The 22,997-nt window shown below is 60.1% G+C and carries 24 protein-coding genes; 11 read left to right on the forward strand and 13 right to left on the reverse strand.

The window, feature by feature from the left end; translation table 11 throughout:
* Nucleotides 1-29 precede the first annotated feature (29 nt).
* The gene (locus AB4O11_RS08775) at nucleotides 30-641 is read right to left on the reverse strand and encodes a c-type cytochrome (protein ID WP_460089378.1); all 612 of its coding nucleotides are present in this window, start codon (nucleotides 639-641) and stop codon (nucleotides 30-32) included.
* A gap of 43 nt (nucleotides 642-684) precedes the next feature.
* Nucleotides 685-975 carry a c-type cytochrome gene (locus AB4O11_RS08780; RefSeq protein WP_034152239.1) on the reverse strand — a complete coding sequence of 97 codons (291 nt, stop codon included), beginning with the start codon at nucleotides 973-975 and terminating at the stop codon, nucleotides 685-687.
* A 191-nt stretch (nucleotides 976-1,166) separates the two neighbouring features.
* Here AB4O11_RS08780 and yihA point away from each other — a divergent pair, with 191 nt between their 5' ends.
* A complete protein-coding gene (gene yihA / locus AB4O11_RS08785) occupies nucleotides 1,167-1,811 on the forward strand; it encodes a ribosome biogenesis GTP-binding protein YihA/YsxC (protein ID WP_099757622.1) in 645 nt (214 codons plus the stop codon).
* Nucleotides 1,812-2,223: 412 nt separating this feature from the next.
* On the opposite strand, the gene polA is transcribed toward yihA, so the two are convergent.
* The gene (gene polA, locus AB4O11_RS08790) at nucleotides 2,224-5,028 is read right to left on the reverse strand and encodes a DNA polymerase I (protein ID WP_460130471.1); all 2,805 of its coding nucleotides are present in this window, start codon (nucleotides 5,026-5,028) and stop codon (nucleotides 2,224-2,226) included.
* A 74-nt stretch (nucleotides 5,029-5,102) separates the two neighbouring features.
* Between polA and AB4O11_RS08795 the strand changes: the two genes are divergently transcribed.
* Both AB4O11_RS08795 and AB4O11_RS08800 read left to right on the forward strand, forming a co-directional pair.
* Nucleotides 5,103-5,399, forward strand: coding sequence for a DUF2782 domain-containing protein (locus AB4O11_RS08795; RefSeq protein ID WP_093429504.1), 297 nt, complete (start codon nucleotides 5,103-5,105; stop codon nucleotides 5,397-5,399).
* Nucleotides 5,400-5,460: 61 nt separating this feature from the next.
* The gene (locus tag AB4O11_RS08800; protein WP_099757624.1) at nucleotides 5,461-6,414 is read left to right on the forward strand and encodes a homoserine kinase; all 954 of its coding nucleotides are present in this window, start codon (nucleotides 5,461-5,463) and stop codon (nucleotides 6,412-6,414) included.
* A gap of 62 nt (nucleotides 6,415-6,476) precedes the next feature.
* Here the strand turns inward: AB4O11_RS08800 and AB4O11_RS08805 are convergent, their stop codons facing one another.
* A complete protein-coding gene (locus AB4O11_RS08805; protein WP_460130472.1) occupies nucleotides 6,477-7,397 on the reverse strand; it encodes a zinc ABC transporter substrate-binding protein in 921 nt (306 codons plus the stop codon).
* 66 nt (nucleotides 7,398-7,463) lie between these two features.
* Here AB4O11_RS08805 and AB4O11_RS08810 point away from each other — a divergent pair, with 66 nt between their 5' ends.
* From AB4O11_RS08810 to AB4O11_RS08825, 4 genes are read left to right on the forward strand one after another with little or no spacing between them, the layout of a single operon-like run.
* On the forward strand, nucleotides 7,464-7,946 hold the full coding sequence (locus tag AB4O11_RS08810; RefSeq protein ID WP_007911760.1) for a Fur family transcriptional regulator: 483 nt from the start codon (nucleotides 7,464-7,466) through the stop codon (nucleotides 7,944-7,946).
* On the forward strand, nucleotides 7,946-8,731 hold the full coding sequence (gene znuC / locus AB4O11_RS08815; RefSeq protein WP_007911759.1) for a zinc ABC transporter ATP-binding protein ZnuC: 786 nt from the start codon (nucleotides 7,946-7,948) through the stop codon (nucleotides 8,729-8,731). Before AB4O11_RS08810 ends, znuC begins: the two co-directional genes overlap by 1 nt.
* Nucleotides 8,724-9,512: a zinc ABC transporter permease subunit ZnuB gene (gene znuB, locus AB4O11_RS08820; RefSeq protein ID WP_093429502.1), complete on the forward strand. Its 789-nt coding sequence runs from the start codon at nucleotides 8,724-8,726 to the stop codon at nucleotides 9,510-9,512. Before znuC ends, znuB begins: the two co-directional genes overlap by 8 nt.
* A gap of 37 nt (nucleotides 9,513-9,549) precedes the next feature.
* Nucleotides 9,550-10,263 carry a PA5502 family lipoprotein gene (locus AB4O11_RS08825; protein ID WP_099757626.1) on the forward strand — a complete coding sequence of 238 codons (714 nt, stop codon included), beginning with the start codon at nucleotides 9,550-9,552 and terminating at the stop codon, nucleotides 10,261-10,263.
* A gap of 105 nt (nucleotides 10,264-10,368) precedes the next feature.
* On the opposite strand, the gene katE is transcribed toward AB4O11_RS08825, so the two are convergent.
* Nucleotides 10,369-12,510, reverse strand: coding sequence for a catalase HPII (katE, locus tag AB4O11_RS08830; RefSeq protein WP_460131065.1), 2,142 nt, complete (start codon nucleotides 12,508-12,510; stop codon nucleotides 10,369-10,371).
* Nucleotides 12,511-12,770: 260 nt separating this feature from the next.
* Here katE and AB4O11_RS08835 point away from each other — a divergent pair, with 260 nt between their 5' ends.
* From AB4O11_RS08835 to AB4O11_RS08845, 3 genes are all read left to right on the forward strand, one after another.
* Nucleotides 12,771-13,778, forward strand: coding sequence for a methionine ABC transporter ATP-binding protein (locus AB4O11_RS08835; protein ID WP_460130473.1), 1,008 nt, complete (start codon nucleotides 12,771-12,773; stop codon nucleotides 13,776-13,778).
* Complete coding sequence (locus AB4O11_RS08840) at nucleotides 13,778-14,452, forward strand: methionine ABC transporter permease (RefSeq protein WP_016986455.1); 675 nt, start codon at nucleotides 13,778-13,780, stop codon at nucleotides 14,450-14,452. The genes AB4O11_RS08835 and AB4O11_RS08840 overlap by 1 nt, the downstream gene beginning before the upstream one ends.
* A 76-nt stretch (nucleotides 14,453-14,528) precedes the next feature.
* Nucleotides 14,529-15,299 carry a MetQ/NlpA family ABC transporter substrate-binding protein gene (locus AB4O11_RS08845; protein WP_093429499.1) on the forward strand — a complete coding sequence of 257 codons (771 nt, stop codon included), beginning with the start codon at nucleotides 14,529-14,531 and terminating at the stop codon, nucleotides 15,297-15,299.
* 324 nt (nucleotides 15,300-15,623) lie between these two features.
* Here the strand turns inward: AB4O11_RS08845 and AB4O11_RS08850 are convergent, their stop codons facing one another.
* From AB4O11_RS08850 to AB4O11_RS08870, 5 genes are read right to left on the reverse strand one after another with little or no spacing between them, the layout of a single operon-like run.
* Nucleotides 15,624-16,259: an SCO family protein gene (locus tag AB4O11_RS08850; RefSeq protein ID WP_008081211.1), complete on the reverse strand. Its 636-nt coding sequence runs from the start codon at nucleotides 16,257-16,259 to the stop codon at nucleotides 15,624-15,626.
* Complete coding sequence (cyoE, locus tag AB4O11_RS08855) at nucleotides 16,256-17,155, reverse strand: heme o synthase (RefSeq protein ID WP_093429498.1); 900 nt, start codon at nucleotides 17,153-17,155, stop codon at nucleotides 16,256-16,258. The genes AB4O11_RS08850 and cyoE overlap by 4 nt, the downstream gene beginning before the upstream one ends.
* On the reverse strand, nucleotides 17,143-18,222 hold the full coding sequence (locus AB4O11_RS08860) for a COX15/CtaA family protein (RefSeq protein WP_460130474.1): 1,080 nt from the start codon (nucleotides 18,220-18,222) through the stop codon (nucleotides 17,143-17,145). The genes cyoE and AB4O11_RS08860 overlap by 13 nt, the downstream gene beginning before the upstream one ends.
* 10 nt (nucleotides 18,223-18,232) lie before the next feature.
* A complete protein-coding gene (locus AB4O11_RS08865; protein ID WP_093429961.1) occupies nucleotides 18,233-18,826 on the reverse strand; it encodes a hypothetical protein in 594 nt (197 codons plus the stop codon).
* Complete coding sequence (locus AB4O11_RS08870) at nucleotides 18,792-19,532, reverse strand: SURF1 family protein (protein WP_093429496.1); 741 nt, start codon at nucleotides 19,530-19,532, stop codon at nucleotides 18,792-18,794. Before AB4O11_RS08870 ends, AB4O11_RS08865 begins: the two co-directional genes overlap by 35 nt.
* A 71-nt stretch (nucleotides 19,533-19,603) precedes the next feature.
* Between AB4O11_RS08870 and AB4O11_RS08875 the strand changes: the two genes are divergently transcribed.
* The gene (locus tag AB4O11_RS08875; RefSeq protein WP_007911731.1) at nucleotides 19,604-19,807 is read left to right on the forward strand and encodes a twin transmembrane helix small protein; all 204 of its coding nucleotides are present in this window, start codon (nucleotides 19,604-19,606) and stop codon (nucleotides 19,805-19,807) included.
* 9 nt (nucleotides 19,808-19,816) lie between these two features.
* On the opposite strand, the gene AB4O11_RS08880 is transcribed toward AB4O11_RS08875, so the two are convergent.
* The 3 genes from AB4O11_RS08880 to ctaD form a co-directional block, all read right to left on the reverse strand.
* On the reverse strand, nucleotides 19,817-20,704 hold the full coding sequence (locus tag AB4O11_RS08880) for a cytochrome c oxidase subunit 3 (RefSeq protein WP_093429494.1): 888 nt from the start codon (nucleotides 20,702-20,704) through the stop codon (nucleotides 19,817-19,819).
* Nucleotides 20,705-20,729: 25 nt separating this feature from the next.
* A complete protein-coding gene (locus AB4O11_RS08885) occupies nucleotides 20,730-21,281 on the reverse strand; it encodes a cytochrome c oxidase assembly protein (protein WP_016986464.1) in 552 nt (183 codons plus the stop codon).
* Between the two features lie 116 nt (nucleotides 21,282-21,397).
* On the reverse strand, nucleotides 21,398-22,984 hold the full coding sequence (ctaD, locus tag AB4O11_RS08890; protein ID WP_034152254.1) for a cytochrome c oxidase subunit I: 1,587 nt from the start codon (nucleotides 22,982-22,984) through the stop codon (nucleotides 21,398-21,400).
* Nucleotides 22,985-22,997: the final 13 nt, after the last annotated feature.

The following is a 22,997-nucleotide window of genomic DNA, read 5'->3' on the forward strand; positions in this document are numbered from 1 at the left end:
TGCACGAGATCTATCGCTGCCAAATGCTCTTAGTGCAGACCTTGAATGTAGCTGGAGACCGCAGCAATATCTTCGTCGCTCAGGCGCTTGGCGATGGTCTGCATGGTCATGGTGTCGCCGTCGTTGGTGCGGCCACCTTCTTCCTTGCGGAAATCGGTCAGCTGCTTGGCGATGTATTGAGCGTGTTGGCCACCCAGGTGCGGGAACCCGGCGGCGGCGTTGCCAGCGCCATTCGGCGAATGGCAGCCAGTGCAGGCTGGCAGGCCCTTGGCCAGGTTGCCGCCACGGAACAGGTCCTCACCGCGAGCGACGATCTTCGGATCGGCGGCGCCGACGCTGCCTTTCTGGCTGGCGAAGTAGGCGGCGATGTCGGCCAGGTCCTGATCGCTCAGGTTGGTCAGCAAGCCGGTCATTTCCAGAACGGTGCGTTTGCCCGACTTGATGTCGTGCAGTTGCTTGGTCAGGTAGCGTTCACCTTGACCGGCCAGTTTCGGAAAGTTTGGCGCCATGCTGTTCCCGTCCGGGCCATGACAGGCTCCGCATACGGCGGCTTTTGCCTGGCCTGCTGCGGCATCACCGGCAGCATGGGCGAAGCCTGAGATTCCCACGGTCAACAGCAGACTCACGATCAATTTGTTCATCAGCTAATCCAACTACGGCTAAGGGTTAAGTTATGGACCGGGTTTACTCGCTCATCCACAGGATGATGGCTTGGTAATCCTCGGCACTGCAGTCCATGCACAAACCACGCGGCGGCATCGCCTTGAAACCCTGGGTCACGTGTTGCACCAGCGTCTCCATACCTTTCGCCAACCTCGGCGTCCAAGCTTCCTGATCGCCTCTTTCGGGCGCCATGGGTAGTTGGCCGGAATGACAGGCACCACAAACACGGTTGTACACAGCTTCCGGATCCTGTGTAGCCTGTGCGCTGTAAAGCGGCATCAAGACTCCGGCAGCCAGCAGCCATTTCGTCATAAAACGACCTTTTCAGGGTTGAGAGCGTTCTGCGTTCTAATGCGCAATCAAGGTCTGTCGCTCTCGTGAACTTCATCCTACGCTGGGACAAAGCACACACAAAATCTGCGGCATTATATACTGGCGTCACTGAAACGGAAGCGACACCGCGTTCCGCGCCCAATCCCGGCGCCGCCCACATCGGAAATCCCATGCAACTCAAGAATCCCATCCTCGGCCTGTGCCAACAGTCCACGTTCATGCTCAGTGCCGCCAAAGTCGATCAATGCCCTGACGACGAAGGCTTCGAAGTAGCGTTCGCCGGTCGTTCCAACGCCGGCAAATCCAGCGCGCTGAACACTTTGACTCACGCTAGCCTGGCGCGCACCTCGAAAACCCCGGGTCGCACACAGCTGTTGAACTTCTTCAAGCTAGACGAAGATCGCCGTCTGGTCGACCTGCCGGGCTACGGTTACGCAAAAGTACCGATCCCGCTGAAGATGCACTGGCAGCGTCACCTTGAGGCTTACCTCGGTGGCCGCGAGAGTTTGAAGGGTTTGATTCTGATGATGGACATCCGTCATCCAATGACCGACTTCGACCTGCTGATGCTCGACTGGGCCGTTGCGGCCGGCATGCCGATGCACATCCTGCTGACCAAGGCCGACAAACTCACCTACGGCGCAGCCAAGAACACCCTGCTCAAAGTGCAGTCGGAAATCCGCAAGGGTTGGGGCGACCTGGTCACCATCCAGCTGTTCTCCGCGCCAAAACGCATGGGCCTGGAAGAGGCCTACACTGTACTGGCCGGCTGGATGGAACTGGCAGACAAAAGCGCCGAGGCGGCAGCCGAGTAAGTCGGGATTGGGAAAAATTGCTTGTAGTGTGGTCAGGCAAGGCAAAGGTGATGCTCAAAAGCGGAGTTTAGGGGATCTAAATGAGCATTTTGAGTAGCGCCTTTAACGCAGCATGGCCGCGCTACAGCCGATTTTTGGGCAAAAAAAGCCCCGGATTTCATTGGGGAGGGAGAAATTCCGGGGTTTAAGTTCCGAACCGCTAGGGCGGGGTTCAGATATCTGCCAACACTTAACACAACATAGGAGCATCGAAGGGCTTCACCAGCCATTCAGTAACTCTGAGTGGTGTCCTTCCAGATTAGTTCAGATTTTTTTCAAAAAGCTTTGGAATAATCCCAAGCGCTTTTCGAAATAAGCAGGTTTTACCGGCTTTGCCGCGACAACAGGTCGCGGCAGACCGAGATCAAATGGCTCAGTGAGCCTCATCCCAATTGTTGCCCACACCCACTTCGACCAGCAGCGGCACATCCAGTTTCGCCGCCTCGCTCATGTGCACGCGAATCTCGGCACTGACTTGTTCGACCAGATCCTCACGAACCTCCAGCACCAGTTCATCGTGCACCTGCAGGATGACTTTGGCGTCCAGCCCGGATGTCGCCAGCCAGTTATCCACCGCCACCATGGCTTTCTTGATGATGTCGGCAGCCGTGCCCTGCATCGGCGCGTTGATCGCTGTGCGCTCGGCAGCGGCGCGTTCCTGCGGCTTGTTCGAGTTGATCTCCGGCAGGTACAGACGACGACCGAAAAACGTATCGACATAACCCTGATCCGCTGCCTGCGCGCGGGTGCGATCCATGTATTCGCGAACCCCCGGATAACGGGCGAAGTAGGTATCGATGTAAGCCTTGGCGGTCTTGGTATCGACGCCGATGTCCTTGCCGAGCTTCTGTGCGCCCATGCCGTAGATCAGGCCGAAGTTGATCGCCTTGGCGCCACGGCGCTGGGCGGAGGTCACTTCGTTGAGTTCGACCTTGAACACTTCGGCAGCGGTGGCGGTGTGCACGTCCAGATTGTTGCGGAAGGCATTCATCAGGCCTTCGTCCTTGGACAGGTGCGCCATGATCCGCAGTTCGATCTGCGAATAGTCCGCCGCCAGCAGTTTGTAGCCCTTTGGCGCGACGAACGCCTGACGAATGCGTCGACCTTCAGCGGTGCGCACCGGGATGTTCTGCAGGTTTGGATCGCTGGAGGACAAACGTCCGGTCGATGCCACAGCCTGGTGATACGAGGTGTGGACACGCCCGGTGCGCGGATTGATCTGCTCCGGCAGACGATCGGTGTAAGTGCTTTTCAGCTTGCTCATCGAGCGGTGCTCCATCAGCACCTTCGGCAAGCGGTGATCGTCTTCAGCGAGTTTCGCCAACACTTCTTCAGCAGTGGACGGCTGACCCTTGGCGGTCTTCTTCAGTACCGGCAGGCCGAGTTTCTCGTAAAGAATCACGCCCAGTTGCTTTGGCGAGCCAAGATTGAATTCTTCCCCGGCGATCTCGAACGCTTCGCGCTCCAGCGCGACCATTTTGTTGCCCAGTTCGATGCTCTGAATGCCGAGCAACTCAGCGTCAACGAACGCGCCTTGGCGCTCGATGCGGGCGAGAACGGGCACCAGCGGAATCTCGATATCGGTCAAAACGCTGGCCAGACTCGGGATCGCGCTGAGTTTTTCGAACAGCGTCTGGTGCAGGCGCAGGGTGATATCAGCGTCTTCAGCGGCGTACGGCCCGGCCTGTTCCAAAGCGATCTGGTCGAAAGTCAGCTGCTTGGCGCCTTTGCCGGCGATGTCCTGGAAGCTCACGGTGGTGTGATCCAGGTACTTCTGCGCGAGGCTGTCCATGTCGTGGCGGGTGGCGGTGGAGTTGAGCACGTAGGACTCAAGCATCGTGTCGAAGGCGATGCCGCGCACGTTGATGCCTTGGCTCTGATCGCCGCCGATGGCACAGTTGGCCAGAATATTCATATCGAACTTGGCGTGCTGGCCGACCTTCAGCTTGCTCGGGTCTTCGAGAATCGGCTTGAGTGCGCGCAGCACGGTGTCGCGATCCAGCTGTTCCGGCACGCCGATGTAGGAGTGGGTCAGCGGAATGTACGCGGCTTCGTTGGCCTGCACGGCGAACGACAGGCCGACCAGTTGCGCCTGCTGCGCGTCGATGCCGGTGGTTTCGGTGTCGAAGGCGAACAGCTTGGCGTTGTTGAGTTTTTCCAGCCAGACGTCAAACCGTGCCTGATCGAGAATGGTTTCGTACGCAGCTTCGGCGGGAGCGGCAGGCGCTTCTTCCGCTGGTGCGCTGAACAGATCGCCGGCCAGCGCAGGTTCGCTGGCTGCGCTCAGTTCCAGACGTTTGGCGTCGCGATCGAGATCGTTGATCCAGCTTTTGAATTCCAGCAGCGAGTACAGTTCGTAGAGCTTGGCCGGGTCTTCGGCGCCCATCTGCAGATCGTCGAGTTCGACGTCCAGCGGCACATCGACCTTGATGGTCGCCAGTTGATAGGAGAGGAACGCCATCTCCTTGTGCTCTTCGAGCTTGGCCGGCAGGGTTTTCGCGCCGCGAATCGGCAGGGTCGGGACGATGTCGAGATTGGCGTACAGCTCGGTGAGGCCGCCGTTGACGCCGACCAACAGGCCGGACGCAGTCTTCGGGCCGATGCCGGGAACGCCCGGAATGTTGTCGGACGAATCGCCCATCAGCGCCAGATAATCGATGATCTGCTCCGGAGCGACGCCGAATTTCTCCTTAACGCCCTCCACGTCCATCGAGCTACCGGACATGGTGTTGACCAAAGTAATGTGGCCATCGACCAGTTGCGCCATGTCCTTGTCGCCGGTGGAGATGATCACCGGGCGATCCGCCGCCGCGCTGCTGCGCGCCAGGGTGCCGATCACGTCGTCAGCCTCGACGCCTTCCACGCACAGCAGCGGAAAACCGAGGGCGATCACGCTCTGGTGCAGCGGCTCGATCTGCACGCGCATGTCGTCGGGCATGCTTGGGCGGTTGGCTTTGTATTCGGCGTACATTTCATCGCGAAATGTCCCGCCCTTGGCGTCGAACACCACGGCGAACGGGCTGTCCGGGTACTGCTTGCGCAGACTCTTGAGCATGTTCAGCACGCCTTTGACCGCACCGGTCGGCAGGCCTTTGGAGGTGGTCAGTGGTGGCAGCGCGTGAAAGGCGCGGTACAGGTAAGACGAACCGTCCACCAGGACGAGGGGGGCTTGGCTCATGAGCAGGATCAACCTTTTCGGCGGGTCCGGCGCTAGAATAGCGGGACCGTTGACGACAAAGGGACAAGGTTATCATGCGTACGTTAAATCGCTTGCTGCTGGTCGGTCTGATTGCTGCCTCACCGTTGGCCGCGATGGCGGCGGATGATGCGCCGTCAAAGGAGCCGGAAGTTACCATTAACACGCACACGGAAGGCGACAAGGTTATCCAGGAATACAGTCGCAGTGGTTTCGTCTATGCGATCAAGGTCACGCCAAAGGGTGGCAAACCGTATTTCCTGGTGCGCGCCGATGGTACGGACGCGAACTACATTCGCTCCGACCAGCCGGATATGCTGATTCCGTCGTGGGAAATCTTTACCTGGAAGTAAGTTTCCCGACTTTTAATCGGCGTCGCCTGACCGCGACGCCTGAACTGAGCAGTTTTTGACCATGTCTGTGTTCACTCCCCTGGCTCGGCCCGAGCTGGAAACTTTTCTCGCCCCTTACGGGCTTGGCCGTCTGCTTGATTTCCAGGGGATCGCCGCCGGCAGCGAAAACACCAATTTCTTTATCAGCCTGGAGCAGGGCGAATTCGTCCTGACTCTGGTCGAGCGCGGCCCGGTGCAGGAGATGCCGTTTTTCATCGATCTGCTCGATGTGCTCCACGAAGCCGATCTGCCGGTGCCGTACGCGCTGCGCACCACTGATGGCGTGGCATTGCGTGAGCTGAAGGGCAAACCGGCGCTGCTGCAACCGCGGCTGTCCGGCAAGCACATCAAAGTCGCCAATGCTCAGCATTGCGCGCAGGTCGGCGAGTTGCAGGCGCATCTGCATCTGGCGACCCAGGGCGAGCGCATGATCAAGCGCAAGACCGATCGTGGCCTGGACTGGATGCTGGAGGAGGGCAACGAGTTGCTCTCGCACCTGAGCGATGAACCGCGCGCGTTGCTGCAAAAGGCGCTGGATGAAATCACCGAGCGCAAAGAGAAGATTCTCGCGCTGCCTCGGGCCAACATTCATGCCGACCTGTTTCGCGATAACGCGATGTTCGAAGGTACGCACCTGACCGGGCTGATCGACTTCTACAACGCCTGCTCGGGGCCGATGCTGTATGACGTGGCGATTGCGTTGAACGACTGGTGTTCGGACGAGGACGGTCTGATCGATGGGCCGCGTGCCCGCGCATTCCTTGGCGCTTATGCGGCGCTGCGACCATTCACGGCGGCGGAGGCCGAGTTGTGGCCGACCATGCTGCGCGTGGCGTGCGTGCGGTTCTGGCTGTCGCGGTTGATCGCGGCGGAGCAGTTTGCCGGGCAGGATGTGTTGATTCACGATCCCAAGGAGTTTGAGCAGCGCTTGGCGCAGCGGCAGCAGGTTCACACACCGTTACCTTTCGCCCTCTGAGTTAATTCTGGAAGCTAACTCGAACCTGTGGGAGCGAGCTTGCTCCCACAGGGTTTGAGTTGTTACAACGATTCCAGGCACCCGGCCAAATCGTTACCCAACTTCTCCAGCACTTGCTCATAGCCCTGAGCCGTAGCCGGGGTGTACCCGCCCAGCGCATCCAGCTCCGCCAGTTTCACTGGCAAACCCGCCACCAGCGTCTCCGCCAGACGCGGCCGCAACGGCGGCTCGCTGAACACACACGTCTTGCCGACTTCCTGCAAGCGCTTGCGCATCGCCGCGACATGTTGCGCGCCCGGCTGCACTTCGGCGGCCACGCTGAACACGCCGGCATGCTTCAGGCCGTAAGCCTCTTCAAAGTAATCAAACGCCTCGTGAAAGACGAAGTACGGCTTGCCTCCAACGCTGGCCAGACGCTTCTTCAAACGCTGATCCAATGCGTCCAGACGCTCATCAAACGCCTTGGCATTGCTCTGATAACGCTCAGCATTCGCCGGATCAACGGCGCTGAGGTCAGCGGCCATCTTGTCGGCAATCACCCGCGCATTGACCGGCGACAACCACAAATGCGCATCGAGCGTGCCAGGACGGTGATCGTGATCATGCTCGTCAGCCTCTTCGGCGTGGGAGTGGCTGTCCTCAGCGAAACGCCGCAGTTTCATTCCTGGCAGATCCTGCACCGCGACGCTCGGCAGCGTCCGACCGTTCAACACGCGCGGCAGAAAGCCTTCCATGTCCGGGCCGATCCAGTAGAGCAGATCCACCGATTGCACCTTCCGTACGTCGGATGGCCGCAGGGCGTAATTGTGTGGCGAAGCACCCGGCGGCAGCAGCACTTCGGGAATCGCTACGCCGTCCTGCACGGCTGCTGCAATCAACTGCAACGGTTTGATGCTGGTGAGGACTTTGACCTCGGCCTGAGCCGAACCGATCAGCAGAAAACTGGCGACAAAAGCCACAAAAACAGAAAAAAGTCGGGACACGATGACCACTCAAGGAGGCGAGAACGGGTAACATAATAACGTCTCTATCAAAACTCGTCGCCGCCCATGCCTATTACACCGATTGCCAGCCGTCCCCACGACCACTCTCATTGCGTGCACAGCGCTTTGTCCGAGGCCGATACCTTGTGCGCCCAGAAAGGCTTGCGCCTGACCGCGTTGCGCCGCCGGGTGCTGGAATTGGTGTGGCAGAGCCACAAGCCGCTGGGCGCCTACGACATTCTTGCCGTGCTGAGCGAGCAGGACGGCCGCCGCGCCGCGCCGCCGACCGTGTACCGCGCGCTGGATTTCCTTCTGGAAAACGGCCTGGTGCACCGCATCTCCTCGCTCAACGCCTTCGTTGGCTGCGTACACCCGGAACACGCGCATCAGGGCCAATTCCTGATCTGCCGCGATTGCCACGCCGCCATCGAACTTGAGCAAAAAGTGATCAGCGACGCGATCATCAACAGCGCCAAAGACGTTGGTTTCATCGTCGAAGCGCAGACCGTCGAAGTCGTCGGCCTGTGTTCCGGTTGCCAGGGGGCTTGATGAGCAATGCGCTGATCCGTCTGGAGCAGGTCGCCGTCACGTTTGCCGGGCAGGCTGTGCTGGACAACATCGAGCTGAGCGTCGAGCCGGGGCAGATCGTCACCCTGATCGGCCCCAACGGCGCCGGCAAGACCACGCTGGTGCGCGCCGTGCTCGGCTTGCTCAAGCCGGACAGCGGCAGTGTCTGGCGCAAGCCAAAGCTGCGCGTCGGTTACATGCCGCAAAAACTCCACGTCGATCCGACCTTGCCGTTGTCGGTGCTGCGCTTTCTGCGCCTGGTTCCGGGCGTTGATCGGCCGCGCGCGCTGGCTGCGCTGAAAGAAGTTGGCGCCGAACACGTCATCGACAGCCCGGTGCAAAGCGTTTCCGGCGGTGAAATGCAGCGCGTGCTGCTCGCTCGCGCGTTGTTGCGCGAGCCGGAATTGCTGGTGCTCGATGAACCGGTGCAGGGTGTCGACGTCGCCGGCCAAGCGGAGTTGTACAGCCTGATCACCCGTCTGCGCGATCGTCATGGTTGCGGCGTGTTGATGGTGTCCCACGATTTGCATCTGGTGATGAGCACCACCGACCAAGTGGTCTGCCTCAACCGTCATGTCTGCTGTTCCGGGCATCCCGAGCAGGTCAGCGGCGATCCTGCGTTCGTCGAGCTGTTCGGCAAGAACGCGCAGAGCCTGGCGGTTTATCACCACCATCACGACCACGCTCACGACCTGCACGGTTCGGTGGTCAAAGGGCCGGTTATTGGCCAACCTCACGTTCACGGAGACAACTGCAAGCATGGCTGATTTTCTGTTGTATGCCCTGCTTGCAGGTCTGGCGCTGGCGATCGTTGCAGGTCCGCTGGGTTCGTTTGTGGTCTGGCGGCGCATGGCGTATTTCGGCGACACCTTGTCCCACGCCGCGTTGCTGGGTGTGGCGCTGGGCTTTCTGCTGGATGTCAGCCCGACCGTTGCGGTGACCGTAGGCTGTCTGTTGCTGGCGGTGCTGCTGGTCACATTGCAACAGCGTCAACCGCTGGCGTCCGACACGTTGTTGGGAATTCTCGCACCGAGCACGCTCTCTCTCGGCCTGGTGGTACTAAGCTTCATGCATGAAGTGCGGATCGACCTGATGGCCTATCTGTTTGGCGACCTGCTGGCGATCAGCCCGACCGATCTGGCGTGGATCCTCGGTGGCAGCGCGGCGGTACTGGCATTGCTGGTGACACTGTGGCGGCCATTGCTGGCGATCACCGTGCACGAAGAGCTGGCCAAGGTTGAAGGTCTGCCGGTGGCGGGCCTGCGCATGGCGCTGATGCTGTTGATCGCGGTGGTGATTGCGGTGGCGATGAAAATCGTCGGAGTGTTGCTGATTACTTCACTGTTGATCATCCCGGCGGCTGCGGCACAGCGTCACGCCCGCTCGCCGGAGCAGATGGCACTGGGCGCAAGCCTGCTGGGCATGCTCGCCGTGTGTGGCGGGCTGGCGCTGTCGTGGTTCAAAGACACCCCGGCGGGGCCGTCTATCGTTGTGACGGCGGCCGCACTGTTTCTGTTGAGTTTTGTTCTGCCCCGTCGTGGGGTGTAGACTTGGCCGCTTTTTGCGCAAATAGAGAGTCGCAGGAATGAAGCCGTTCGCCTCCCGTTATCTGCTCCTTGTCGCATTTTCAGTGCTACTGGGCGCCTGCCAAAGCACGCCGCCGGTGGCCGAAGTCCCCGATGCGCGAGCTGCGGCCATCGCACAGCTGGAGCAAAGCCTGGCCAGCAGCGAGCTGGCCACTGCCGAAGATCAGTTGGCCGCTTTGCAGAAAGAAACCCCCAACGATCAATCCCTTGAGCAATACCAGCGGCAATTGGCCGAAGCGTATCTGCGTCGCAGCCAGATTGTGCTGCAGAAGGGCGATGTGAATGCTGCCGCTACGGCGTTAAGTCGTGCCCGCGCTTTGATGCCGAAAGCGCCGGCGCTGACCGGTGGCGTCAACGGTGCCATTACTGAAGCGCGCAAGGCTGAGCTGGAAAAGGCTGAGGCTGCATTGCTGGCCGCCGAGGCCAAGCCGAAAGCCAAAGTGATTGATCCGACTGCCGAGAGCACCACGGTTGCGCTGAACATCACCGATAGCCGCAAACTTCGTCGGCAACTCGATGCGATCGCCGCTGATGTGGTGAATTATGAGTGTGGGGTGACCATTCAGGCACCGCGTACAGATGACTATCCGTGGCTGGCGACTCTGCTGACCAAGCGGGTGAAGAAGTTGAACCCGGATTTTGATCTGAAGATTGAGAAGCAGACCGTGCGTACCGTGCCTGCACAAATGGTCTTGAGTCCGCGTAAACCCTAAAAAGCTTCGCGAGCAGGCTCGCTCCCACACTGGGTTTGTGAACGACACAAAACCAGGGTGGGAGCGAGCTTGCTCGCGAAAGCGTCCTTTCAGCCAACGAAGCTTTTAAGCCGGAATGGCCTTCGCCTTAGGCTCCCGCGCCCAAACCCGATGCTGCCCGATCGCCGCAAAGAACGGCTTGGTCAACGCCGGCACATCCTTGCCTTGCAGCAATCCGTCATCCGTCTCCAGTTTCAGCAGATCCTGCAACTGCTTCGCATCACCCTGCAACGCAATCGCCTTCAGATGCTTGTACGCCTCCAGCAGGTAATGCAACGCCACGCCATCGCCGCTCAACGCCTTCACCGACGCCGCGCCACCCGGTACGAACACCGCATCGAAGATCACCGACGGCATGCCTTCCATCGACGCATCCACCGCCAGGGTTTTGCCGTCAGCGGTCTTCACCGGCGCTGAAGTTGGGCCGAGCAACTTGGCGTGCGCACCCTCAGCGGCCAATGCCTTCTTCATTGCATCAATCGCCGCACCATCGACGCCGTTGGCAGCAAGAATCGCCACTTTTCGGGTTTTGATGTTTTCTGGCAGCAAATTAGCCTGACTCAATGACGGCGAGTGATCGAAGGCAACCTTGCGCACTTCGACCGTACCTTTGCTCGGCGCCGGCAGACCCAGATTAGCCGCGACACGCTTGGCGAGTTCCAGATCGATGTTGGCGAGAATCTCGTTCACCTCCCGCGCGCGGATGAACTCACGCTCAACCTTGCCCAGCTCGAAGCTGTAAGCGGCAATGATGTGCTCCTTCTCGTGATCGCTCATGCTGTTGAAGAACAACGTCGCCTGGGAGAAGTGATCGCTGAACGACTCACTGCGCTGGCGGATCTTGTTCGCGTCGATGCGTTCCGGATAGCTCTCGAAGCCACCGTCCTGTGCGGCCGGCGGGGTTTCTTTCGGCCAGCCGCCATCAATCGAGTTCGGCTCATACGAGGCGCGACCCTTGTCGATCACCGTGCGGTGCTGCGCATCACGCTGGCCATTGTGGAACGGTGCCACCGGCCGGTTGATCGGCAACTCATGAAAGTTCGGCCCGCCGAGTCGGCTGATTTGCGTGTCGGTGTAGGAAAACAGCCGACCTTGCAGCAGCGGGTCATTGGAGAAGTCGATGCCGGGCACGATGTGGCCGGGGCAGAACGCGACCTGCTCGGTCTCGGCAAAGAAGTTGTCGGGGTTGCGGTTCAGGGTCATTTTGCCGAGCGGCGTGATCGGCACGATTTCTTCGGGGATCAGCTTGGTCGGGTCGAGGATGTCGAAATCGAAGTCGTGCTCGTTTTCCTCCTCGATGATCTGTACGCCGAGTTCCCATTCCGGGTAATCGCCCATCTCGATCGCTTCCCACAGATCGCGACGGTGGTAGTCAGTGTCCTTACCGGCAAGCTTCTGCGCCTCGTCCCACACCAGCGAACAAGTGCCGGCGGTAGGGCGCCAGTGGAATTTGACGAAGCGCGATTTGCCCTCGGCATTGATCAGGCGGAACGTGTGCACGCCGAAGCCCTGCATGCTGCGCAGGCTTTTCGGGATCGCCCGGTCGGACATCGCCCAGATGACCATGTGCGCCGATTCCGGGACCAGCGAAACGAAGTCCCAGAAGGTGTCGTGAGCCGAGCCGCCGGTAGGGATTTCGTTGTGCGGCTCGGGTTTCACCGCGTGGACGAAGTCGGGAAACTTGATCGCGTCCTGAATGAAAAACACCGGCATGTTGTTGCCGACCAGGTCGAAGTTGCCTTCATCGGTAAAGAACTTCACCGCGAAACCGCGTACGTCACGCACGGTGTCGCCGGAACCGCGTGGGCCCTGAACCGTGGAAAAGCGCACGAACACCGGGGTCTTTTTCCCCGGATCCTGTAGGAACCCGGCCTTGGTCAGCGTCGAATGGTTCTCGTAGGCCTGAAAGAAACCATGCGCCCCGGTGCCGCGTGCGTGGACGATGCGTTCCGGGATCCGCTCATGGTCAAAATGCGTGATCTTTTCCCGCATGATGAAATCTTCAAGCAGCGACGGCCCACGCGGGCCGGCCTTGAGGGTGTTCTGGTTGTCAGCGATCTTCACACCTTGGTTGGTGCGCAGGGCCCGGCCGGTGGCGTCGGAGCGGAATTTCTCCAGGCTGTCGAGTTTGGCGTTGGTGTTGGCGCGATCCGGGGCATCGGTTCCGGCCATCTGGCTTTTATCGGTCGTAGGCTTCTTGCTCATCAGTCGTAAACTCCTCGGTTGACCCCGATGCTGGCCGGGGACTCTTGAGTGGTTCCCGGGCACGGCACCCAGGGTTTTCAAGTCGCTTACTTAGTGACTGATGGGCTGCTTTGGACGTTCCTTTTTTATGACCTTTGATCTTGTTATTGCCAAATCGAAGGTTAATTGCGAAATAAATGCTAAGAACCTCTATACGGACAGGCTAAAATGCGCGCCCGGCTAACCGCTGATCCTTTTCTAACGCGCCCCACAAGGTTCGCTACGTGATCGAGTTTCAAAACGTCCACAAGACTTACCGCGTCGCCGGTAAGGACATTCCCGCGCTGCATCCGACCAGTCTCTCCATCGAGAACGGGCAGGTGTTCGGCCTGATCGGCCATTCCGGCGCGGGCAAAAGTACCCTGCTGCGCCTGATCAATCGCCTGGAAGACTCCAGTGGCGGCAAGATCATCGTCGACGGCGAAGAAGTCACCGCACTGGACGCCAACGGCCTGCGCCATTTCCGTCAGCAAGTCGGGATGATCTTTCAGCACTTCAACCTGCTTGCCTCCAAGACCGTGGCCGACAACGTTGCGTTGCCGCTGACCCTGGCCGGCGAACTGTCGGGCGGCGAGATTGACAAGCGTGTTGCCGAATTGCTGGCGCGGGTCGGTCTGTCCGACCACGCCAAGAAGTACCCGGCGCAATTGTCCGGTGGCCAGAAGCAGCGCGTCGGCATCGCCCGCGCCCCGGCAACCAAGCCGAAGATTCTGCTGTGCGACGAGGCCACCAGTGCCCTCGACCCGCAGACCACCGCTTCGGTCCTGCAATTGCTGGCCGAGATCAACCGCGAACTGAAACTGACCATCGTCCTGATCACCCACGAGATGGATGTGATCCGTCGCGTTTGCGATCAAGTGGCCGTAATGGACGCTGGTGTGATCGTCGAGCAAGGTTCGGTCGCCGATGTGTTCCTGCATCCAAAACACCCGACCACCAAGCGTTTTGTGCAGGAAAGCGAGCAGATCGACGAAAGCGAACAGCGTGATGACTTCGCTCACGTGCCGGGTCGCATCGTGCGTCTGACCTTCCAGGGCGAAGCGACCTACGCGCCGCTGCTCGGTACCGTCGCCCGGGAAACCGGCGTCGACTACAGCATCCTCGCTGGTCGCATCGACCGCATCAAAGACATTCCGTACGGGCAATTGACCCTCGCCGTCACCGGTGGCGACATGGAAGCGGCCTTCGCCCGCTTCACCGCCGCTGACGTTCACATGGAGGTATTGCGCTAATGGAAGACCTGATCAGTTTCTTCACCAATATCGACTGGTACGAAATCTGGCTGGCAACCGGCGATACGATGCTGATGCTCGGTGGTTCGCTGCTGTTCACCGTATTACTCGGCCTACCGCTGGGCGTGTTGCTGTTTCTGTGCAGCCCGCGTCAATTGCTGGAAAACCGTGGCCTCTACGCATTCATGTCGCTGGCGGTGAACATCCTGCGTTCGCTGCCGTTCATCATTCTGTTGATCGTGATGATCCCGTTCACCGTGCTGATCACCGGCACGTCGCTGGGCGTGGCCGGTGCGATTCCGCCATTGGTAGTCGGTGCGACACCGTTCTTCGCGCGTCTGGTGGAAACCGCGCTGCGTGAAGTCGATCGCGGCATCATCGAAGCGACCCAGTCGATGGGCGCGACCACGCGGCAGATCATCATGAACGCTTTGCTGCCGGAAGCCCGCCCGGGCATCTTCGCGGCGATTACGGTGACGGCGATTACACTGGTGTCCTACACGGCGATGGCCGGTGTGGTCGGCGCCGGTGGTCTGGGTGACCTGGCGATCCGTTTCGGTTACCAGCGTTTCCAGACTGACGTGATGATCGTCACCGTGGTGTTGCTGTTGATTCTGGTGCAAGTGCTGCAGATGGTCGGTGATCGACTGGTTGTGCATTTCTCGCGCAAATAACCGGTTTTGTAATCAAGAGATGAGCCGGCCATTCGCTGGCAGGCGCCAGACGGGCGCCTCATAAGGAGTTAGCTGAATGAAAAAACTGATCGCTGCTTTCGCTGCCGTTGCAGCATTCTCGGCCCACGCCGAAACCCTGACCGTTGCCGCCACCCCGGTGCCGCACGCGGAAATCCTTGAGTTCGTGAAGCCGGCGTTGGCCAAAGAAGGCGTGGAGCTGAAGGTCAAGGTCTTCACCGACTACATTCAGCCGAACGTACAGGTCGCGGAAAAGCGTCTGGACGCCAACTTCTTCCAGCACCAGCCGTACCTCGATGAGTTCAACAAGGCCAAGGGCACTAGTCTGGTTGCCGTGACCGGTGTGCACCTGGAGCCGCTGGGCGCCTACTCGAGCAAGCTCAAGGATCTGAAGGATCTGCCAAGCGGTGCCAACGTGGTGATTCCGAACGACGCCACCAACGGCGGCCGTGCCCTGTTGCTGCTGGCCAAGGCGGGCGTGATCACTCTGAAGGATCCGACCAACATCCTGTCGACCGTCAAAGACATCGCGACAAACCCGAAAGACCTGAAAATCCGTGAACTGGAAGCCGCGACCATCCCGCGCGTGCTCACCCAGGTCGATCTGGCGCTGATCAACACCAACTACGCGCTGGAAGCCAAGCTCGATCCGTCCAAGGATGCGCTGGTAATCGAAGGCAACGACTCGCCGTACGTGAACATCCTCGTGTCCCGCGCGGACAACAAAGACAGCGACGCGATGCAGAAACTCGCTGCTGCGCTGCACAGCCCGGAAGTGAAGAAATTCATTACCGAGAAGTACAAAGGCGCAGTATTGCCGGCGTTCTGATTGGGTTGTTGCAACGAAAAAGGGGACGCCATGTGCGTCCCCTTTTTTTGTCTCTGGTGTTTGGCTTTGGACCTGCTGTGAAGCTTCCCCTCACCCCAGCCCTCTCCCAGAGGGAGAGGGGGCCGACCGAGGTGTCTTGCGTTCTACATCGACCTGAAAGATCCAGTCGATTATGGGTTCGGCACTGCACATCGATCTGAACGATCTTGGCGATTATGGATTCAGCACAGCGCTTACAGGTCGGCGTATTTCGTCAGCATCCCCCAATCAGTCCCCTCTCCCTCTGGGAGAGGGCTAGGGTGAGGGGCTTTTGCCTTTAGGCGATTACTTGCGGTTAAGCATGACCGGCAGTTGCGCAACCAGTTTGGCATTGTTCAGCGGCGCTCGGATAAACCCCCGCTGCGTCCCGTCCGGCCCGATCACCGCCAGATTGCCGCTATGGTCAACGGTGTAATTCGGCTTGCTCGTATCCGCCGGAATAAAAGGAATACTCACCGCGTTCGCCACCTTCTGCAGCTCTTCAATCGAAGTCGGTGTCAGGCCAATGAACTGCGGATCAAAATAGCCCAGGTACTGCTTCAACTGCTTGGGGTTATCGCGGTTCGGGTCAACGCTGACCAGCACGATCTGCAACTTGTCCACAGCGTCTTTCGGCAGTTCACTCTTGATCTGCCGCAGCTGCGCCAACGTTGTCGGGCAGATGTCCGGGCAGAAGGTGTAGCCGAAGAACAGCAGGCTCCACTTGCCTTTCAACTCGTTGATCGCCACCGGTTTACCGTCCTGATCGGTCATCGTCACGTCCGGCAGATTGCGGCTCTGCGGCAGCAGGATAATGCCGGCGTCGATCAGCGCAGTCGGGTCGCCCTGGCCCTTGCCGCTCAGCACTTTGTTGACGGTAAGTCCCAGGATCAGCGCGATCACGGCGACGAGGATGAAGACGGTTTTCTGGGTTCGAGTCATAGGTTCAACAGTAAGTAGTGGTCTACGAGCAGGGCGATGAACAACAGGAACAAGTACCAAATAGAGTACTTGAAGGTGTTGATCGCCGCGTGCGGCCGAGTGCCACGGTACAGCACCACGGCCCATTGCAGAAACCTCGCGCCCAAGCAGAGCGCGCAAATCAGGTAGAGCATGCCGCTCATGTGAATCACGTAAGGCAGCAGACTCACCGCCAGCAGCGCAAACGTGTACAGCAGAATGTGCACCTTGGTGTAGTGCTCGCCGTGGGTGACTGGCAGCATCGGGATGTCGGCCTTGGCGTATTCCTCCTTGCGATGAATCGCCAGCGCCCAGAAGTGCGGTGGGGTCCAGGCGAAGATGATCAGCACCAGCAACAACGGTTCGGCGCTGACGTGGCCGGTGGCTGCGGTCCAGCCCAGTAATGGCGGGGCAGCACCGGCGAGGCCACCGATGACGATGTTCTGCGGCGTCGCGCGTTTGAGGAAACCGGTGTAAATCACTGCATAACCAAGAAGCGAAGCCAAGGTCAGCCAAGCGGTCAGCGGATTGGTGAAAGTCAGCAACAACGCCTGACCGAGCAACGCCAGCACCAAGGCAAACGTCAGTGCCGCCGCCGGTGAAACCCGGCCCTCGGCTAGCGGCCGTTTATGCGTACGCGCCATCACCGCATCGATGCGCCGATCCACCACATGGTTGACCGCCGCCGCACCACCGGCACACAGGGCAATCCCCAGATTGCCGAACACCAGCACCGTCCACGGCACCCCGGCACGGGTCGCGAGGAACATGCCAACCAGCGAGGTGATCAGCATCAGCACCACGACTTTCGGTTTGGTCAGCTCCAGATAATCACGCCAGATCGCCTGATGCGGGCGCTCGCCAATCAGAATCGCCACGGCGTTTCTCCTTTTATGGTGATGGGCGCGGCCGCGTGTTTGCGCGGGCTCAGGCGCCAGCGCGCGAGCACCGGTTGTTTGACCCGGACCAGGCTGGTGCGCGCGTGGTAATTGACCAGCACCATGGTCAGCAACAGCGCCGCGCCGCCAGCGTTATGCGCGACCGCCACCGGCAGCGGCAGGTGGAACAGCACGTTGCTGATGCCGAGGGTGATCTGCGCTGCGAGGGCGATCAACACAAGACCGGCCAACCGCGTCATGCCAACCACTTTCAATTGCCAGGCGAGGCCGAGCAGCACCAGCGTCACCAGCAGCGCGCCGATACGATGAGTCAGGTGAATCGCCGTGCGTGCATCGCTGTCGAGTTGTCCGCCGAGATAATTCGGGCCGATGTGTTGAGTCAGGTGAAAGCCATTGGCGAAATCTGCCGGTGGCAGCCATTGCCCGTGGCAGGTCGGGAAATCGATGCAGGCCACCGCCGCGTAGTTGGAACTGACCCAGCCACCCAGCGCGATCTGGCCAATCACCAACAACAATCCCGCTGTCGCCCAATACTGCAAACGCTTGGGCACGGTCAGTGCCGGCAGCACGCCGGACAGTCGCAAGGTCAGCAAAAACAGCAAACTCAACGTCGCAAAACCGCCGAGCAAATGCCCGGTGACCACTTGCGGCCAGAGCTTGAGCGTCACCGTCCACATGCCGAACGCCGCTTGCGCGAACACCACCGCGAGCAGAAACAACGGCAGCTTCAACGGCAGCCCCGGATGACGACGGTTAACCCACGCGCGTCCGGCAAGAATCGAAATGAGCAGGCCGAGGGTGCCGGCGAAGTAGCGGTGGATCATCTCGTTCCAGCCCTTGTGCGCCACCACTGGCGAGTCGGGGTAATGCAGTTCGGCATGGGCCAGTTGCGCTTCGCTTTTCGGCACGCTGATAAAACCGTAGCAGCCCGGCCAGTCCGGACAGCCGAGGCCGGCGTGGGTCAGGCGCGTATAGGCGCCGAGCAGCACCACAATCAGCGCCAGCAGGGTGGCAAACAGCGCGAGGCGAAATCCAGGTTTGGCCATGACGATGCCCTTATCCGATGTTCGACAGTTTCAGCAGGTGACGCAGGTCGTTGAGCAGATCCTTGCCTTTCACATTCGGCTCGTAACGCAGTACGAGATTGCCGTGGGGGTCGATGATCCACAGCTGCGGCGTGGCTTTGTCGCCCGTGGTTTTACTGAACGATGTAGCGTCCAGCGGATAGCGTTGCAGCTGTGGATATTCGCGGTTGAGCTTGGCCTCGTAATCGGCGCTCACTGGTTGCGCCATGGCGAGAGCGTGGCTGGCGCGGCCGGCATCGCGACCGAGGCCGATCTGGATCTGCCGCGCCAGATACACCAGTTGCTGGCAATCCACCGCGCAATCCTTCGGCGCGGTGACCAGCATCTGCCAGCGCTCCTCGTCGGCCTGCACGCCGAGGTCGGCGCGGGTCTGGCCGTTGCCGATCAGTTCGCCGTGATAGCTGCGACCCTCCGGCACCCAGAACTGCAATTTGTACATGCCGGTGGCGAGCACCATCGGGCCGATCACGCCGAGCAATATCAGCAGCAACTGAATGCGCCCGCGACGACGGGTGGCGGCAGGTTTCGCCTCAGACATGCTGGGTGGATTCATGGCCGTTCCCATGGTGTTTCTCCTTTGCGTTGTGCAAGCCCAAATAGACGTAGAGGCCGAGCAGGGCGGTGGCCATGGCGAACCACTGCACGGCGTAACCGAGGTGTTTTTCCGGGCCCATGGCGACCACCGGCCAATCGGCCTCGTAGCTGGCCGGGCCGGGTTCGGCGCGTAACTCGTAGGTAAAGCCGTCGCGCTCAAGGGTTTTCCACAGCTTGGCGGGTTCGACGGCAGTGATGGTTTGCGGCCAGGTGTTGCTGACCGGATCGGCATGAAGTTGAAAAGTGGCGCCGGGGGCGACGTAGACCCAGGCATCGACATTCAAGGCTTCGGAAGGCGTGGTGAATTGCGGCGGCACGCGGCGGTCCGGCCACGGCAGCCAGCCGCGATTAACCAGCAGCCACAGGCCTGTGCGTTGATCCTGAAACGGTTGCAGCAGCTCGACACCGACCTTGCCGTTACGCTGACGGTTATCCAGCAGCAAGCTGTGCGCGGCATCGAACTGGCCGTGCAGATGCACGCGGCGATAAGCCGGATCAGCGCTATTGAGCAGTTCGCTGCTGGCCATCGGTTCGGCCGCGCGGCGTTCGGCGTAGCTGGTGAGCAGAGCGGTTTTCTCGGCACCCCGGCTCAATTGCCAGAAGCCTAGCGAAACCAGCAACGGCAGCAACAACGCCACCACCACGGTCGGTATCACGCCCGGGCGAAAGCGCTTCATGGCTGCGCCACAAAGTCAGTCGTTGCGATCGCTATACTCAACTGCATCGCCTGTCCCCCGGAGTTCTTCCCATGCTCAAAACAGCCATCGTCCTGATGCTGATTGCCACGGTGATCAGCCTGTTCAGCGGCCTGTTTTTCCTGGTCAAGGACGACAGCAGCTCGAATCGCCTGGTCATCGCCTTGAGTGTTCGGGTGGCATTGGCCGCCGCCACCGTCGGCTTGATCGCCTGGGGCTTTTACAGCGGCCAATTGGTGTCGCATGCGCCTTGGTAGTGGTGATCCTCAGAGTACGTAGACGAAGATAAACAGACCGATCCAGACCACGTCGACGAAGTGCCAATACCAGCTCGCCGCTTCGAAGCCGAACTGGTGCTCGTTGTCGAAGTGGCCCTTCATGATGCGCATCAGCATCACAAACAGAATGATCGTGCCGATGGTCACGTGGGCGCCGTGGAAACCGGTGAGCATGAAGAACGTCGCGCCATAAATACCGGAACCGAGGGTCAGGCCCAGTTCGTGGTAGGCGTGCATGTATTCCTCAGCCTGGAAGCCGAGAAACGCGCAGCCCAGCAGCACGGTGATCGCCAGCCAGATTTTCAGTGCGCCGCGATGGCCCTTTTTCAGCGCATGGTGGGCGATGGTGATGGTCACGCTGGAGCTGACCAGCAGAATTGTGTTGATCAGCGGCAGGCCCCACGGGCTGATGACTTCTTTTGGCGGCGGGAACAGTTTCGGATCCGGCGTGTGCAGCAACGGCCAGGTGAACTGGAAGTTCGGCCAGAGCATGTGCGCGATGCCTTTGGTGCCCTCACCGCCGAGCGCCGGTCCGGAGACGTGCCGCACGTAAAACAGCGCACCGAAGAAGGCGACGAAGAACATCACTTCGGAGAAGATGAACCAACTCATGCCCCAGCGGAACGAGCGATCGAGTTGCGGGCTATAAAGCCCCGCGCGGCTTTCCTTGATCACCGCCCCGAACCAGCCGAACAGCATGTACGCCAGCAACAGGCCACCGACGAAAAAGATGTACGGGCCGTGGGATTCCGGGCGCGCTGCCTTCAGATCGTTGAACCAGGTGGCGAGGCCGTACACGGTGATGGCCATGCCGAATGTCGCGATGATCGGCCATTTGCTTTGCGGCGGAACGTAATAATGCTCATGAGTTGCCATTTATTGTTCTCCTTATCGGGCACGCTCAACCGCCAGTGTTTACAGCCACCGGCGGATGTCGGGCGGTGATATCGAACAGCGTGTAGGACAGCGTCAGGTGCTTCACATCCTTGGGCATGTCGCGGTCAACAATGAAGCGAACCGGCATCTCGATCTGTTGACCGGGCTGCAGCACCTGCTGGGTAAAGCAAAAGCATTCGGTCTTGTGGAAGTATGCCGCGGCGTTGCTCGGCGCGATGCTCGGCACGGCTTGCGCACTCATCGGTTTGTCGGTGGGGTTGCGCGCGATGAAGATCATCTCGTTGACCGCGCCGGGGTTGGCGGTGAGTTCGTCATGCTTGGGGTAAAAGTCCCACGGCATGTCGACGTTGTTGGTCGACAGAAACTGCACACGCACCTGGCGCGAAGTGTCGACCACCTGCTCACCCTCGTACTGCCCGGCGGTCTTGCCGTTGATGCCGAAGGCTTTGCACATCACGTCGTAGATCGGCACCAAGGCAAAACCGAAGACAAACATCGCCACCACCACGCCGAGCAGGCGGGTGACGAGTTTTTTCATCGAGATCGAATCAGCCATGGTTCATGCCTCCCCACCAAACCCTGTAGGAGTGAGCCTGCTCGCGATGGGTGCACCGCGGTGTGCCCGACACACCGCCATCGCGAGCAGGCTCACTCCTACAAAAGCCAAGCGTTTCATTTCACTTCCGGCGGTGTGGTGAAGGTGTGATACGGCGCCGGGGACGGCACGCTCCACTCCAGACCTTCAGCACCATCCCACGGTTTGGCCGGTGCTGGCGGGCCGCCGCGAATGGTCTTGATGACGATGAACAGGAAGAAAATCTGCGTCGCACCGAACATGAACGCGCCAATCGACGAGACCATGTTGAAGTCGGCGAATTGCAGGTTGTAGTCCGGAATCCGCCGCGGCATTCCCGCAAGACCGACGAAGTGCATCGGGAAAAAGGTCAGGTTCATGCCGACGAACGACAGCCAGAAATGCAGCTTGCCGAGGGTTTCGTCGTACATGTGGCCGGTCCATTTCGGCAGCCAGTAGTAGGTCGAGGCGAAGATCCCGAAGATCGCCCCCGGCACCAGCACGTAATGGAAGTGCGCGACCACAAAGTAGGTGTCCTGATACTGGAAGTCCGCCGGCGCGATGGCCAGCATCAACCCGGAGAAACCGCCGATGGAGAACAGGATCACGAACGCCACGGCAAACAGCATCGGCGTTTCGAAGGTCAGCGAGCCTTGCCACATGGTGCTGGCCCAGTTGAACACCTTCACCCCGGTCGGCACCGCGATCAACAGCGTGGCGTACATGAAGAACAGCTCGCCCACCAGCGGAATGCCGACCACGAACATGTGGTGCGCCCAGACAATGAACGACAGGAAGGCGATGCTCGCCGTCGCGTAGACCATCGAGGTGTAGCCGAACAGCGGCTTGCGCGAGAAGGTCGGGATGATCGAGCTGACGGCGCCGAAGGCCGGCAGGATCATGATGTACACCTCGGGATGGCCGAAGAACCAGAACACATGCTGGAACAGCACCGGGTCACCGCCACCGGCAGCGCTGAAGAAGCTGGTGCCGAAGTGGATGTCCATCAGCATCATCGTCACGCACCCGGCCAGCACCGGCATCACCGCGATCAGCAGGAACGCGGTGATCAGCCAGGTCCAGACGAACAGCGGCATTTTCATCAGCGTCATGCCGGGTGCGCGCAGATTGAGGATGGTGGCGATCACGTTGATCGCGCCCATGATCGAACTGATGCCCATCAAGTGGATGGCGAAGATGAAGAAGGTCACGCTTTCCGGTGCATACGTCGTCGACAGCGGCGCATAGAACGTCCAGCCGAAGTTCGGCCCGCCGCCGGGGGTGAATAGCGTCGACACCAAGATCAGGAACGCCGCCGGCAACAGCCAGAAGCTGAAGTTGTTCATCCGGGGCAAGGCCATGTCCGGCGCGCCGATCATCAACGGGATCATCCAGTTGGCGAGGCCGACAAACGCCGGCATCACCGCACCGAAGACCATCACCAGACCGTGCATGGTGGTCATCTGGTTGAAGAACGCCGGCTCGACGATCTGCAAGCCGGGCTGGAACAGTTCGGCGCGAATCACCATCGCGAACGTGCCGCCGAGCAGAAACATGGAGAACGCAAACCACAGGTACAGCGTGCCGATGTCCTTGTGGTTGGTGGTCAGCACCCAGCGCATCAGGCCTTTGGCGGGGCCGTGGGCGTGGTCGGCATGACCGTGGTCATCAATGACAGCGCTCATGGCCGGTCTCCTT

It is taken from the genome of Pseudomonas sp. H1_D05, assembly GCF_054682705.1.